Here is a 14,316-nt window from a genome sequence, read left to right as displayed (position 1 = left end):
CGACTTTCCTCCATTTCTCTAGATAATGAAAAACTGGATTTCAACCAGAGTGCTGGCGTGTTTGTAGAAGAGTATGGAGAGCGTGATAATAAAGTATTTTTCGTGCTTGATTACTTTTATCTACATGGGGGAGGAAGCGTTCTTGTGGATTGTGAAGTCTCACTCGAAAAAGAGAAGATCTTACCCCCAGAATGTAGAGTGAAGGTAAACTGAGAAATCGGCCGAGTTGCTTTGCTTACAAGCTTATCTTACTAAACCTTAATCCAGATTAAAGTTTTGCCACCCACGAGGCATTAAGGTGCGCCTGTAGTTTGCAGGTCTCACGGGTTCAGAGAAGGAACAGCCATACGTTGTGTATCGCTGTTCCTTTTTTGTTCTTGGTTACTTGGGAAAAGATAGAACCATAAAGACAACATTAAGAGGACTGGTTTTGAGCATTTTGTTTTCCGAAGCCCGCATTGGCAACATGACCCTAAAGAACCGTTTTGTGCGCAGCGCAACGTGGGAGAACATGGCGACCGAAGATGGCCACATGACGGCAAAGCTTTACGATATTTACGAAACGCTTGCGAAAGGGGAAGTTGGGCTTATTGTCACGGGTTATGCCAATATCGTGGAAGAAGAGAAACCCAACGCTGGGATGATGGGGATCTACAACGACTCTTTTATTGAAGAATACAAAAAGCTAACAGAGCTAGTACATCAACAAGATTCTAAAATCGTGATGCAAATTGCTTACGGTGGCACCAAAACCACCTACAACATCGGTGAGCGTGTCATCTTCGCTCCGAGTGACGTGCCTGAGCGTGGCACGAATACGCAAGGCAAAGCGATGACTAAGGACGAGATCGATTACATCGTAAAGGCATTCGCATTGGCGAGTAAACGTGCTCAAGACGCTGGTTTTGACGGCGTAGAGATACATGCGGCACACACTTACTTAATTAACCAGTTTTTAAGCCCGTACTATAATCGTCGCGAAGACGAATACGGTGGTAGCTTAGAAAATCGCATGCGTTTCCTTTTAGAAATTTTTTCTGAAACCAGAAAGCTGGTTGGGAATACTTTCCCAATCCTTGTGAAGCTTACCGCGACAGAATTCTTTGACGGCGGTTTAACGTTCGATGAAACTCGCGTCGTTTGTAAGAAACTCGAAGAAGTGGGCGTTGATGCGATCATCGTGTCTGGCAATATTCACGGCAAAGCAAACGAGCTTGTTGGTGAAACGTTCGATGGTTATACACTACAAGAAGAAGGTTACTTTCACGAATATGGGCACGTGATCAGTCAGGACGTTAACATACCGGTGATTACTGTCGGCGGATTGAGTGACATTGATGCGATTGAGAAAATTGCAGAAAACACAGATATCCAATTTTTCGCTGTGTCACGTCCTTTATTGGCTGAGCCTCAGTTAATAAAGCGCTGGAAAGAGGGTAACCGAGCGCCAGTGGATTGCGAGCGTTGCTCAAAATGCCGAACCAAACGTGGTAACTTTTGCGTGGTGTATAAGAACCGAAATCGTCGTAAAAAATAGAACGAAGCGATACACAAATACAAATTAGCCTCCACTCTGAATATGGAGGCTTTTAATTGTCCGCATGTTAATCGAACCTTTATTTATCTTCTTTTTGGTAGTTTAAATAATGCACACAAAGATCATGAAACGCTTTTGCTTGAGGCGAGATCGTGCGGTCAGTCAACGTAAAGATACCAATTTGCCTTTCAAGCGGTGGATCGATAAGCGGGATCCAAACCAAGCGCGTTTCATTGGTTGGGAAAGCAAGCTTCGGTAGGGTCGTGACACCAATCCCAAGCTCTAAGACAGAAAACAGCGAAGTGATATTCTCGACCGAATAGAGCGCTTGCTCACTCAGTGCTCTGGCTGGAGTTGGATCGAGAAGCGTACAGGTGCCGTTGCGAATGAAAGGTTGTTCGAGCAAAGTTTGCCACTCGATTCCCTCTGTTTGATTGGCAATAGGGTTATCTTTTAAACACACCACGCCAATGGGGTCGGACAACAGCGGTGTAAAGTCAATGCCGCCCTCATCAAGGTGAGAGGGGTTACCGAGCGCCAAGTCGACTTCACCGGAGAGTAAGCGAGCCTCGACGCCAGCGGCATTATCGTCTATCAAGCTTACTTCTACATTTGGATACTGTTCGCAAAAGGCGCCCAACACGCTAGGAATGAGCTTCGCTGCAACAGAAGGAACGCTCGCAATTCGCACTCTCCCTTGCTGTCCGGCAGCGGCTGCTTTGAGATCGTTGTCTAGTGCACTGTAGATATTGAGAAACTGAACCACTTTGGGCAGACAAATTTCACCAAACGGGGTCAATTTGGTTTTGTTTCCGGGTTCAAACAGCGTTTGCCCTAGAATTTTTTCAAGCTCTTTTATCGATGTTGACAGTGCCGCCTGAGATCGATTTGCACGATGTGAAGCGGCTCGAAACCCACCTTCCTCGACTACCATCACAAAATGCATTAATTGTTGAAGCTTAATACTCATCCCTAATACCTCTTAATCCCTTTATTTACGTTATTCTCAATGAGGTGATAAGTTTAACTTATCAATTGTAAAAAATTTACCGTTAGATTTATCGCCTGTCAATGTGCATCATTTAACCATATTGAAACAAAGCTGTTACAAAGGTTGAAAGGCACGTGAATACTCCTACTAAAAAACATCCAGTAAAAACCAGTCTATTTGCTTCTAAAGCGCCGCTTGAATGGGCGATAGTCAACAACGGAACCCTGTATACGGCTCAAATTCCTATTGATGACACAGGCGCGGTTGTGGAAGGCGGCATCGAAGCACAAACACGTCAAACCTTTAACAATCTCATTCACACCCTGGAGTGTGCAGGGGAGTCTTTGGACTCTGTATTGCAGGTCCTGATTTACGTGACCGACAGAGAATACTTAAAGACCGTTAACCAAGTGTACGCGGAATATTTTGAAGCGCCGTACCCAAATCGCGCCGCCATGGTGGTTGCAGGGTTAGCACGAGAAGAAATGTTGGTGGAGTTTGTCGTCTACGCGTCGGCAAGCCAACCAGAATAAATCCAACAAGAATAATTGAGATCAGTGAGTGGGTGGCTTGCCATCACAAATCGGAAGAACAAGGAAAGAACCATGACTTTTATTAACAATGTTCAAGCAGAAAAATCCCTCTATATAGCAGGTGAATGGCAATCGGGCATGGACACCATCGCCAATATTAACCCTTCTGATATCAGCGAAAACATTGGCGATTTCGCACAAGCGAGTGTGTCTCAAGTAGAGCAAGCGATTCAAGCGGCTAAATCAGCGCAGCCAGAGTGGGAAAAAACACCAATCGAGCGCAAACAAGCAGTGCTGCAAGCGATTGGTGATGAGCTCATTGCACGATGTGACGAATTGGGCACTTTGCTGTCGCGTGAAGAAGGTAAGCCATTTGCTGAAGGTCGAGGTGAGATTTACCGTGCTGGCCAATTCTTTCAATACTTTGCTGCTGAGGTTCTGCGTCAAATTGGCGATAACGCTGCTTCCGTCCGTCCAGGTGTCTCCGTTGAAGTTACTCGCGAAGCCGTCGGCGTTATCGCCATTATCTCTCCTTGGAACTTCCCAACAGCAACAGCGGCTTGGAAAATTGCGCCAGCACTTGCGTTTGGCAACAGTGTCGTCTGGAAGCCTGCCAACCTAACTCCAGCAAGTGCCGTTGCACTGACTGAGATTATCCATCGCCAAGGTTTACCTGCTGGCACGTTTAACCTCGTTTTGGGTAGCGGTTCGCAAGTTGGTAATACCCTTATCAATTCGAAAGATGTGAACGGCGTTAGCTTCACTGGTTCTGTGGACACAGGCCGTAAAGTAGCGGCGGCAACGGCACCAAACTTTGTGCGTTGTCAGCTAGAGATGGGCAGTAAAAACGCGCTCGTAGTGGCAGATGATGCAGACATTCAAATTGCTGTCGAAGCGACAATCGCAGGCTCATTCTCGGGTGCAGGTCAAAAATGTACCGCGTCTTCTCGTCTTGTGGTTATGGACGGAATTCACGACGCGTATGTTGAAGCGCTAATCAAACGCATGAGCGAACTTAAAGTGGGTCACGCACTGGAAGAGGGCGTATTCATGGGCCCTGTTGTTGATGGTAACCAGCTGAATGCGAACTTTGAGTGGATTGAAAACGCACGCCAAGCAGGCGCAGAGCTGGCTTTCGGTGGTGAGCGTCTGAGCCTAGAGCATGACGGTTACTACATGTCACCAACCCTGTTCTTGAACACACAAAACAGCTGGGAAGTGAACCAAGAAGAAGTCTTTGCACCAATGGCAAGCGTGATTCGCGTTTCTGATCTGGATGAGGCGATTGCAGTCGCGAATGATACGCGCTTTGGCCTGACAGGCGGCATTATCACGCAAAGCTTGCGCAATAGCGCGATCTTCAAACAGCAAGTCCAAACGGGCTGCGTCATGGTTAACTTGCCAACCGCGGGTACAGATTATCACGTCCCATTTGGTGGCCGTAAAGAATCTAGCTTTGGTCCTCGTGAGCAAGGTCAGTACGCCAAAGAGTTCTACACCGTGGTGAAAACCGCTTATCAGCGCCCTTACTAAGAACAGCAGGGTAGCTGATGGTGTCAGTTACCCGAACTAAAAGGCTAAGAAATTGTTTAAGGAGTGGTTATGTACCAACAACGGATTGTGATTGACGGATTGCAGTACTGCAATTGGGATCGAGAGTATTTCCAAACGCTTAAGGCGAGTGGCATTACCGCCGTTCATGCCACCATCGTCTACCACGAAACTGCGCGCGAAACCTTAACGCGTTTTGCTGAGTGGAACTTGCGCTTCGAGCAAAATGCGGACCTCATCATGCCTATTTATTCAATGGCAGATGTAGAAAAAGCCAAAGCAGAAGGCAAAGTCGGCATCTTCTTCGGCGCGCAAAATTGCTCACCGATTGATGATGAAATTGGCTTGATTGAAGTGATGCGCCGCCAAGGTCTGCTGATCATGCAACTGACCTACAACAACCAAAGCTTACTGGCGACAGGTTGTTACGAACAAAACGATTCCGGCGTAACTCGCTTTGGTAAGCAAGCGATTGAAGAGATGAACCGAGTCGGGATGATCATTGATATGTCCCACAGCGCGGAGCGTTCAACGTTGGAAGCCATCGATCTTTCTTCGCGTCCAATTTGTATCAGCCATGCCAACCCGACGTTTGCGCATGACGCACTGCGTAACAAGTCCAACACCGTGATCAAAGCACTGACGGAGCGCGGTGGTTTGATTGGATTCAGTTTATATCCGTTCCATTTGCCAAATGGCAGCCAGTGCACGCTGGATGATTTCTGCCAGATGGTTGCGAAAACCGCAGACATGTTTGGCGTTGACCATTTAGGTATCGGTAGCGATTTGTGCTTAAACCAGCCGCAACAAGTGTTGGAGTGGATGCGCAACGGTCGTTGGTCAAAAGCGATGGATTACGGCGAAGGTTCGGCAAGTAACTCGGGATGGCCAGATGCGCTGCCATGGTTCTGCGGCAGTGCAGGGATGGAGAACATCTACAACGGATTAATGCGTCACGGATTCAGTGAATCTGAGGCAGGAAAAATATTGGGTGAAAACTGGTTCAACTTCCTCAAAGAAGGATTAGAGCCTATTTCATAGTACTCCCAAAATTAGGAACCGCCTGCCTACATAACAACAATACGGCAGGCGTAAAACTCACATTTGTAGCCAGTCTTTGGCAGCTGCAAAGAACCTCTGGAGCCAGAGTATGTCTGATTTAACCAATAGCATGAAAGCTTCCACGATGAGCGTGTCATCGGGCAAGTCAAAAGCAACACACAACACATCAACAACAGAAAACACGACGGACAAATTGGGACTGAATAACCCGGCCTTTTGGTATAGCGGTGGTTTTATCGCGTTGTTCGTTGCTATTGCACTTTATGACGGCGAGTTGTTATCTACGATCGTTAACGCCGGCTTTGGCTGGGCAGTTCAGGTGTTTGGTCCTTACTGGCAGTTACTGCTGCTTCTCACTTTTCTTATTGGTCTTGGCTTGGCTGCAGGGCGAACAGGCAAGGTGATGTTGGGCGGGATTGCTAAACCAGAAATGGATTCTTTCCGCTGGATGGCGATTATTTTCTGTACCTTGTTGGCTGGTGGTGGCGTTTTCTGGGCCGCGGCTGAGCCTATCGCGCATTATGTTAGCCCGCCACCTCTGTACGGCGCGCAAGATAACCCGCAGCAAGGCGCGGTGAATGCGTTGTCGCAATCCTTTATGCACTGGGGCTTTCTCGCTTGGGCGATTGTAGGTAGCTTAACTTCCATCGTGGTGATGCACCTGCATTACGACAAAGGTTTGCCACTAAAACCCCGTATTTTGCTTTATCCAGTGTTGGGCGAACGAGCGCTTAAAGGCCAGCTCGGTGCATTGATTGACGCATGCTGCATTATCGCGGTAGCCGCGGGCACCATTGGTCCAATTGGGTTTCTGGGCTTGCAGGTTAGCTACGCGTTAAATGCATTGTTTGATATTCCTGATGGCTTTACCACTCAGCTTATTATCATTTTGTTTGCGATTGCGCTTTACACCTTGTCAGCGCTCAGTGGATTGAGTCGAGGCATGCAACTGCTTAGTCGTTACAACGTGATTCTGGCCATGGCATTGATGGTTTACATCCTGTTTTTTGGCCCTACGAATTTTATCTTTAACGGATACATTCAAGGTGTAGGGAGCATGCTGGATAACTTCATCCCAATGGCGACCTACCGCGGTGATGAAGGTTGGCTAAGCTGGTGGACAGTATTTTTCTGGGGCTGGTTCCTTGGTTATGGTCCGATGATGGCAATCTTTATTGCGCGTATTTCTCGTGGTCGCACTATTCGCCAAGTTATTTCAACCATCAGTATTGTGGCTCCGCTCACCACCTGTTTTTGGTTCACGATTGTAGGCGGCTCTGGCCTAGCGTTTGAAATGGCTGAACCGGGTAGTGTGAGTGCGGCGTTTGAAGGCTTTAACTTGCCAGGTGCTTTGCTTGCGGTGACTCAGCAACTACCAATGCCAATGCTGACTTCAATTCTATTTCTGATTTTAACCACGATCTTCATCGTCACGACTGGCGACTCAATGACCTACACCATCAGTGTCGTGATCAGTGGTGAAACGGAGCCGAATGCGATCATTCGTACCTTCTGGGGGGTAATGATGGGTGTGACGGCACTGATTCTGATTTCTCTTGGCTCTGGAGGCATCTCTGCACTGCAATCTTTCATTGTCATTACCGCGGTTCCGGTTTCGCTGATTCTGTTGCCATCACTTTGGAATGCACCGCAAATCGCAATCAAAATGGCGAAAGAGCAAGGGCTATAACAATTATCTAATTCAAACAACGTGGAGCTTGTGCGGGTGTTTTCCTCCTGCATCCGCACAAACCCTAGTATTCTTACAATAACAAATAGGTGGTGAGCAAAATGGATGCACATCGTTCTACTTATACGGAAGCAACTATGCGCGACGCAGCGATTGTCATGGCAGCCGAAAGGCTTGGCGCAATGCACCAAAACCGAATCAGCTTTGTTCGTAGTCTGATTCGTAATATGGCAAGCCAAAATTGGCAAGTAACCAAGCATGAGTGGCAACTTTGTCCGCGTGGTTATGGTCACGTTATTTACAAGTTGACCACGCCAGAGCACGTTTATCATTTGGTGGTGTTCTGTGATGAAATTGCTGATGACGAGCGTAATGACCGCGTCATTGCTGAAAAGTGGGACGTCACATTTGCACTGGTTCAAGGTGATGTTGATGTTACTTTGTTGGAAAGATTGCGAGCAAATGTACCGCTGCAAGAAGCGGGACGTAATCCAAACAACGTACTTGTTCTTGCTCGCGCAAATAAAAGTGTGCGCGTGTTTGAGCACATTGTTAGCGCGCTTTCTCAAGGCGAGCAGCCTGAGCCGAAAGAGTTAGCGGAAGTGGGTTATATCCTGCGTACCACAGCTGTTTATGGGAACGGCAAGTTTGGCATCGCCGATTTCAAACTGCTAGAGAACAACTCAGATTTCAGCCAGTCTTTTAGTGCGCAAATGTGCGCAGTATATATGTTGCGTGAATTCAGCTTGGATTGGGTGCACTACCTAGCACTTCAGCAAGGTCGCGACAACGCGGTGGCATTGCACCGTGGCTTGCAGCGCTACCTTGGTGTCGGAAATGCTACTGGCTTAGGCATGGCTCCATACTTGATTAATCACCCGTGCATCGTTGACCAATGGATGACCTCTCGCGAGCGTGCGGTAGCGCGAGTCTTTGCCATGCCGTGTGAAGCTTCATTCCATGCTCCTTTGCAAGGATTGCTGCAAAAAGCACAGCGTCATCTAGAGCAAGTCATCACCATCAATGAACATCAAGACAGGCTCAATCATCAAGCGACAGCAGACATCAAACAACTGCTATCGGAGCTAACAACGTTAATGGCATCACATCCGAACTGGGCGAGTTTGGTCGAGCAAAAGAAAACAATGAGTGTGGAAGCCCAAGAAATCCTCACCTCTTGCTTGATCGAACTCTACCCATCTTTGGTGGACGAATTTGCCAGCCAAATGAATACGGATGAAACGCTATCGATTCCGGGCGGGAAAAAGATCCAAGATTTACTGGAAGTGTTGCAAAACAAATACCGCTGGGCGATTGATGCAGATTACTCACTAGCCGAGAACAACTACTGGTTCTGGTATCGCTCACAAGACAAAGAAGAGCCAAGGCTTGGTGTTCGTGGGGAGGAAGCAGGAGAAGAAAAAGAGCTGCCGCTTGATATCGGCAGACAAGTGAATCGCTTGTACCACGCTTTGCTTGGTTGTGATGAAGAAATGTCCGTAGCAGAGTTTCTGTTGCAAAATCCGACTTACCGTTCGATCACACGTCGCGTATGGACGTTAGGCAACCGAGCAATGGGTGATATTCAAATGAACGTGCTACGCCAAGATGCACTGCCAATGCACTTATTGCGCTGTAAGTTGGCGATCTTTGGTGCGACTAAGTTTGATCCGCGCTCGGATCGTTGGGTTCGAGTAACTTTCTTCCAAGGTGCGCCGCTGTTAGATGAAATTCACGATCCTAAACTGGCGGACACATGGATTTTCCCGAGCATGCCGGAACGAGAAGAAATTGCGCAAAGTGACAATCAAAAAATCAACGGAGGATTTGCATTATGATCGTCTCTCACAACGAATTGGTGGCCGCGGTTAATAAGGCATTTCTTGGCATGCGCCGTCACTGTGGTGAGGCGGATGTCATTGCGAACATGGTGGCGGACTTGCAAATGGTTGGCTTGCACGGGGTGCGTCACTTTAATAACGCCAGCCTGTTTCTTGGGTTAGATTCGGACTGCGCCGTATCGGTGACCAACAGCACGTCAGCGAGTATCGAGATGGATTTGCACAATGGCAGTGTGGCGTGCCACTTACCCGCCGTGTTGGATTTCGCACTTGAGAAAATGATTAACAGTAAGTCGATTACTATCACGTTGAAGCAGTGCCATAACCGTTGGCTAGGTTTTAGTGAGTTGTTGAAGCTCTCTGCAAAAGGCATTGCGTGCCGTGCACAATGGGTCAATGGCTCTAGTCCAAAACGAACGCTTTATGTGTTAAATCGTGGACGAATCGCGCCAGAAGTCTTTTTCTCGGATCAGTTTGATGGGCATGATACGGATTTGCATAGTATGGTTATCGAACTCTCTGTGAACGATTTCGATATCGAGAAAAGCGCACAGGGATACACCATTCACATTGAAGGCGATGAGTTAAGCAACACGCAACAAGCCTCTTGGCAAAATGGTATTTTTGTCGAAGACCAAGAGTGGGAAACATTGAAACAAACCGCAACCGCATTGCTAGTGGAGAACAGTGAGCGTTCCATGCAGGGCGCTGGTGGTGTGGTTTAAGCTCTGAAGGGACAGTGATTCCAAGTTTCAAGTGATGAAGGCTGCGGTTTAGCGGCCTTTTTTGTGCGCGATGTTCGGTCACTTCTTAGGCTCTAAGGCTATGATTATCGTTAAATACCAAGTAGAGCGACATAGGGAAGAAAAATGGATCTGCAAGAGAATAAAAGAAATGCCATTGCGTTTTACGAAACCGCCTATCGGGGTAACCCAAGAAAGGCGGTTGAAGACTACGTTGGCGATGAATACATCCAGCACAATCCATTAGTTGGAAATGGCCCCGAGGCTTTTATCGAGTATTTTGAGCGGATGCAAAACGAGTATCCCGATAAAGATATTACGTTTGTGCGAGCCATTGCTGAAGGGAATTTGGTGGCACTACACACTCACCAAACATGGCCTAATGATATTGAATACGTGACGATGGATTTCTTTCGTTTTGATCATAATGGGAAAATCGTCGAACATTGGGACGCTCTGCAAGAGATTCCTAAAGAAACATTGAATGGTCACACCATGTATTAACGAATCGTTGACGAGTCTCCCATGCCGTTTATTCAAACGGTATGGGAGGTTAAACGATTTGTAGCACTCTAAGCATTAATCATCAAAGCGCTTTTTCGATTCTCACCGCGACGTCTTCAGATACCCAACCTTTCCATAAGTCAGGGTAGGTATTAAAGAAGTAAAACATCGCTTCTTCACCATCCGCGTAGTTATCTTCCATCCAGGCCAGCATTTCACTCATTTGCTCGTTGGTAAATCCGCGTTTCTGCAAGTACGCGAATGCTTGGGGTTCTTTGCTCGCAAACGCCTCAGTTGTTACTGTGCGAACTGGAGAAGGTGGGTACATTGTTACTTTGGGAGAAGTACAATCAGGCTGGGTGGTACAGTTGCGATACTCTTCCAAATCTGTTCCGCTACCAAAATCCACTTTGACCATATCATACTTGCCCAATACGGGGGTTGGTGACCAGTAGTAACCAAACCAAGGCATTTTGCGATCATAGGCTTTGGCGATGGTGCCAGCTAATGCTGCGCCAGAGCCTGGGTCAACCATCTCAAAGCCGTGCTCACTTAACCCTAATGCATTAAACAAGTGACCGGAGGTGATTTGGCATGTCCAACCAGCAGGGCAGCTATAGAACGCGAACTTGTCATCATCCTCTGGGTGTTCAAATAGTTTGGCGTGCTTGATGACGCCTTCTATCGTCGCGAGCTCTGGATACTGTTTTACCAGATAGGCGGGAACCCAAAAGCCTTCTTCACCGCCATTGACAAGCGACTCACCAGCGATGCGCAAGCGCTTATCCGCAATCCCTTTATCAAGTGCTTCTTTAATACCGTTTGTCCATAACTCTGGCGCAACGTCAGGCTGCCCCTTTTCAATCATAGAGGTGCCTGTAGGAACGCTATCACCAGGGATCAATTCCGCATCGCACTGGTAGCCTTCATTTAAGACAAATTGGTCGATGTGCGCCATTAAGGTGGCCGAATTCCAATTCATATCCGCGATGGTTATTTTTCCACATTCATCCGCATTTGCATGAGTTGATAATGCTGATAGCAGCAGAACAGAGAGCATTGAAGGTGTCGTCTTCATGTGACTGAATTTCCTTGTCGTTGTCATTTACTTCAGTATATACATCGGTTTACAAAGATTCAGTGAACAAGGTTTTTTCAGTGACGTTAAGCATAAAAACGGCGATTTATGAAGCGTTTAGTGAGAGTGGTTGAAAGGGAGTTAATACAGCAAGAACACCCCTTCGTAGCCGCCGATCTCAATGTGAGAAACATAGTCGCCGATGTTACCGTCCTGATCTACAGGTCGCATAGGCTCTGGAAGTGCGATAGTTATCTTCGGTGAGGAGAAATAATCGATATTCTTGCCAAAGAAATCAGTCCGATACAGCACTCGGCCTTTGGTGAATTCGCGGGCTAACACCATCTCCGTAGGGCCATGCATCACTACCGTATCGTCTGAGCGATACGCAAAGTACGTATGGGTTGGTAACAAATCGATAGCGCCATTAGGCAAGTCAGGATGAGCCACTTTGCTCATAGAAGCATCTCCAATCACCGTGTAATCGGCGGAATAGGGCGTGCTGGTGGACATCATTAGCGGAGTCGCCTGATACCCATCTGGGATTTGATTGGCTGGTGTACCTAAATCGATGGCAAGCAAGGTGCTAGGTTGATAAGCAATATTCTTTGGTACGCCTGCCTTCCAGAAGTTGTTAACGGTGGTGTTATTGCTTCCATATAGGTAGCCATTATTCCACTGACTAAAGTAACTGCGCTCAGGGTGATAGTTTAAGTAGAACACTACTAGTGCAGAATATTGGTCCTGCTTCCAATTGTTTTCTGTGTTACCAAAGTATTGGACGCGACCATAACGCGTTGTTGCTTGATAAATCACGTTCTGACCAACTTTGGCGAGAGCAGAGTTATCCCAAAACTTAGCCAAGCCAGCATAGCCACTAAAGCCAGTGGAAGGGAAAAGGTAGTGCTCTCGCAAGTACAAGGAGCCAGCATCAACCAAGTGGTTTTGGCCGTTACGACCGAATAAGTTGGCCGTGCCTATGTTGAGGCCAATTAACGCATCCGCATCCAGCGTCGCCAATTTGTTTAAGAACGCCGAGAATTGCGCTTTGTATGCATCATCAGCGGCTTGGCTTCCCGCCACCAAACCAAGCTCATCCACCGTACCACCGGAATAAACGTAGAACTGATTTTCTCCGAGTAACTTATTCGTATCGTCGTTGTACGCACCGTTTAAACCTTGTTTTGCCCATTCAGCTTGATAATAGTGGCGCATTGTATTGGCAAAATCGGGATTGCCGAGATTGGTCAATGCCCAAGAAGAGGTTTGATTCCACATGCGACCAAATGGAACAACGCGTGACTCCCAACGAAATCGTGCGGTTGCATTCTTATTTGAGCGGCTCTTGAACTCTTGCCAAGAAAGATAATTATCTTGGTTTCGATCAGCTGATTTGTCAAAACCTCGGATTTGTCGCCAGCGCTGAATAGTTTGTCCTTCAGGTGTCTCCGTTGGTGCTCCTGAGACATTGACGACAGGGAAGCTATCTTTGAGTTGAATGTTTTCGAGGCGTGGGCGGTTTTCTATGTTGTCGTCATGCCAAGTAATTTTCGCAACGTAAAGGCGGCCGCCGTCGCGTAAAAAAGTGGACCCAAAATACTGACCGCCACCATAGGTTTGTCCGCTACCATCGTGTGTCGTAGCGCGAACCCAATCCGAAGGAACAGACCAGTTTACCGTTTGGTTTTTAGTCATGTTCTCCGTCTTGTCTTTTTTAATTGCGAAGTTTTTCCATTCTGTTACCAGACCGAATGAATCGATGGCAGAAGGGTATTCAATTATGAAGTTGCCACCTTGAGCAAACTGGGAAAACGTAAGGGTTAAGCGGTCGAACTTCTCTGAGTGATAAACATAGAGGGCACCACCATTATTCGCCTGACCGAATACATCAGCATCCCATGGCGGTGGTTGATATAGCCAAAAACCGGCGTGGTCAGCACTAGCCGTATAACCAACAATCATCGGTTTTCGATTGAGCAGAGTATTCTCGCCATGGCTTGAGTCGACTTCAGCTAGGACAGTGTCTTCCGAAAAATGAAGAAAAAAGTCCTCATAATCGATGTTATTTATTTCTGCTTGGTTACGTATATCGTTTTCCAGCCAACCTGAGTTAAGTTCCAGCTTTTGGTTGTACATGTAACCAAGCGCTTTTACACGCTCGTTATCACTCTTATTTTCGTAAGCTCCAAACACGATATAGGCATTATCCAACTCCCATTCAAGTGCAGCGGCAGCAGAGATAGGCTTATCTTGAAGATCAATACCCTGTTCATGCAACCCAGGTAACACGATTGCTGTTCTACTCCAAACGTTGGGTACAGAAAGCAAGCTCAAAGAAATGAGTGTAACGAGAGAAAAACAATGCGACTTCAACATGGAGTTATCCCATTAATACTTAGATGACTCAAATTAAGAGTCAGATACAAAGAGAAATTATAGTCCATTCGCGAAGTCGTAATCAGGACCCTGCCATAGAGGACTTTACAGGAAAGCTAACAGGGGATGCTGTGCAAAAATGAGCGGGTGTACTTGGAATAGATCATCCTCATAGACTCAAAACTTCCTCTACACGTCAGCACAAAAATAACCACCATTTTAACCTTGTTTCGGTCGTCACCATGTTGTTGGATTTTCTTCAACAAATTCAGTTAAAACTAACTCTTCAAACCAGTCAGATACTCTGTCTTGGTGGTTGCTGATCATACAAAAAATTAACAAATTAAATTTTTATACATTTTTATTGCATAAAAAGTCCAGTTGAGTAATATAAATACCAAGTGACAATT

Annotated in this window: 12 protein-coding genes; 9 read left to right on the top strand and 3 right to left on the bottom strand. The window is 46.8% G+C overall.

Annotation, left to right across the window (positions count from 1 at the left end; all coding sequences use genetic code 11):
- Positions 1 to 213, top strand: a 213-nt coding sequence (locus CAG69_RS22595) for a hypothetical protein (RefSeq protein WP_237668093.1), incomplete at its 5' end; no start/stop codon positions are given.
- Between the two features lie 217 nt (positions 214 to 430).
- The gene (locus CAG69_RS17860; RefSeq protein ID WP_161445467.1) at positions 431 to 1,537 is read left to right on the top strand and encodes an NADH:flavin oxidoreductase; all 1,107 of its coding nucleotides are present in this window, start codon (positions 431 to 433) and stop codon (positions 1,535 to 1,537) included.
- Between the two features lie 79 nt (positions 1,538 to 1,616).
- On the opposite strand, the gene CAG69_RS17855 is transcribed toward CAG69_RS17860, so the two are convergent.
- Positions 1,617 to 2,507: a LysR family transcriptional regulator gene (locus CAG69_RS17855; protein WP_161445466.1), complete on the bottom strand. Its 891-nt coding sequence runs from the start codon at positions 2,505 to 2,507 to the stop codon at positions 1,617 to 1,619.
- A gap of 155 nt (positions 2,508 to 2,662) precedes the next feature.
- On the opposite strand from CAG69_RS17855, the gene CAG69_RS17850 reads away from it, so the two are divergent.
- The 7 genes from CAG69_RS17850 (at position 2,663) to CAG69_RS17820 (ending at position 10,452) form a co-directional block, all read left to right on the top strand.
- Positions 2,663 to 3,061 (top strand): RidA family protein, encoded by a 399-nt coding sequence (locus CAG69_RS17850; protein ID WP_005375789.1) that lies wholly within the window; start codon positions 2,663 to 2,665, stop codon positions 3,059 to 3,061.
- A gap of 72 nt (positions 3,062 to 3,133) precedes the next feature.
- Positions 3,134 to 4,594, top strand: a complete 1,461-nt coding sequence (locus tag CAG69_RS17845) for an aldehyde dehydrogenase family protein (protein WP_053349978.1) — start codon at positions 3,134 to 3,136, stop codon at positions 4,592 to 4,594.
- Positions 4,595 to 4,663: 69 nt separating this feature from the next.
- Positions 4,664 to 5,653, top strand: a complete 990-nt coding sequence (locus tag CAG69_RS17840) for a membrane dipeptidase (RefSeq protein ID WP_005390958.1) — start codon at positions 4,664 to 4,666, stop codon at positions 5,651 to 5,653.
- A gap of 109 nt (positions 5,654 to 5,762) precedes the next feature.
- Positions 5,763 to 7,364 (top strand): BCCT family transporter, encoded by a 1,602-nt coding sequence (locus CAG69_RS17835; protein WP_069488315.1) that lies wholly within the window; start codon positions 5,763 to 5,765, stop codon positions 7,362 to 7,364.
- Positions 7,365 to 7,465: 101 nt separating this feature from the next.
- Complete coding sequence (locus tag CAG69_RS17830; protein WP_161445463.1) at positions 7,466 to 9,202, top strand: hypothetical protein; 1,737 nt, start codon at positions 7,466 to 7,468, stop codon at positions 9,200 to 9,202.
- Positions 9,199 to 9,930 (top strand): DUF3726 domain-containing protein, encoded by a 732-nt coding sequence (locus tag CAG69_RS17825; protein WP_104972710.1) that lies wholly within the window; start codon positions 9,199 to 9,201, stop codon positions 9,928 to 9,930. Before CAG69_RS17830 ends, CAG69_RS17825 begins: the two co-directional genes overlap by 4 nt.
- Before the next feature lie 144 nt (positions 9,931 to 10,074).
- Positions 10,075 to 10,452, top strand: coding sequence for a nuclear transport factor 2 family protein (locus tag CAG69_RS17820; RefSeq protein ID WP_031777276.1), 378 nt, complete (start codon positions 10,075 to 10,077; stop codon positions 10,450 to 10,452).
- Between the two features lie 82 nt (positions 10,453 to 10,534).
- Here CAG69_RS17820 and CAG69_RS17815 read toward each other — a convergent pair whose 3' ends face one another.
- Both CAG69_RS17815 and CAG69_RS17810 read right to left on the bottom strand, forming a co-directional pair.
- Entirely contained in the window at positions 10,535 to 11,530 is a 996-nt protein-coding gene (locus CAG69_RS17815; protein ID WP_161445461.1) for an ABC transporter substrate-binding protein, read from the bottom strand.
- 141 nt (positions 11,531 to 11,671) lie between these two features.
- On the bottom strand, positions 11,672 to 13,906 hold the full coding sequence (locus CAG69_RS17810) for a hypothetical protein (protein ID WP_161445459.1): 2,235 nt from the start codon (positions 13,904 to 13,906) through the stop codon (positions 11,672 to 11,674).
- Positions 13,907 to 14,316 lie beyond the last annotated feature (410 nt).

This window comes from Vibrio sp. V43_P6S15P86, assembly GCF_009904725.1.
Lineage (GTDB): Bacteria > Pseudomonadota > Gammaproteobacteria > Enterobacterales > Vibrionaceae > Vibrio > Vibrio diabolicus.
Note: the sequence above shows the minus strand (reverse complement) of the source record. Positions and strands in the feature narration are given on the sequence as shown.

Excerpts from the sequence above, each read along its gene's own strand:
- CAG69_RS17855 (WP_161445466.1), bottom strand. The coding sequence starts at position 2,507 with ATGAGTATTAAGCTTCAACAATTAATGCATTTTGTGATGGTAGTCGAG.
- CAG69_RS17835 (WP_069488315.1), top strand. The coding sequence starts at position 5,763 with ATGTCTGATTTAACCAATAGCATGAAAGCTTCCACGATGAGCGTGTCA.
- CAG69_RS17815 (WP_161445461.1), bottom strand. The coding sequence starts at position 11,530 with ATGAAGACGACACCTTCAATGCTCTCTGTTCTGCTGCTATCAGCATTA.
- CAG69_RS17825 (WP_104972710.1), top strand. The coding sequence starts at position 9,199 with ATGATCGTCTCTCACAACGAATTGGTGGCCGCGGTTAATAAGGCATTT.
- CAG69_RS17830 (WP_161445463.1), top strand. The coding sequence starts at position 7,466 with ATGGATGCACATCGTTCTACTTATACGGAAGCAACTATGCGCGACGCA.
- CAG69_RS17820 (WP_031777276.1), top strand. The coding sequence starts at position 10,075 with ATGGATCTGCAAGAGAATAAAAGAAATGCCATTGCGTTTTACGAAACC.
- CAG69_RS17810 (WP_161445459.1), bottom strand. The coding sequence starts at position 13,906 with ATGTTGAAGTCGCATTGTTTTTCTCTCGTTACACTCATTTCTTTGAGC.
- CAG69_RS17845 (WP_053349978.1), top strand. The coding sequence starts at position 3,134 with ATGACTTTTATTAACAATGTTCAAGCAGAAAAATCCCTCTATATAGCA.
- CAG69_RS17840 (WP_005390958.1), top strand. The coding sequence starts at position 4,664 with ATGTACCAACAACGGATTGTGATTGACGGATTGCAGTACTGCAATTGG.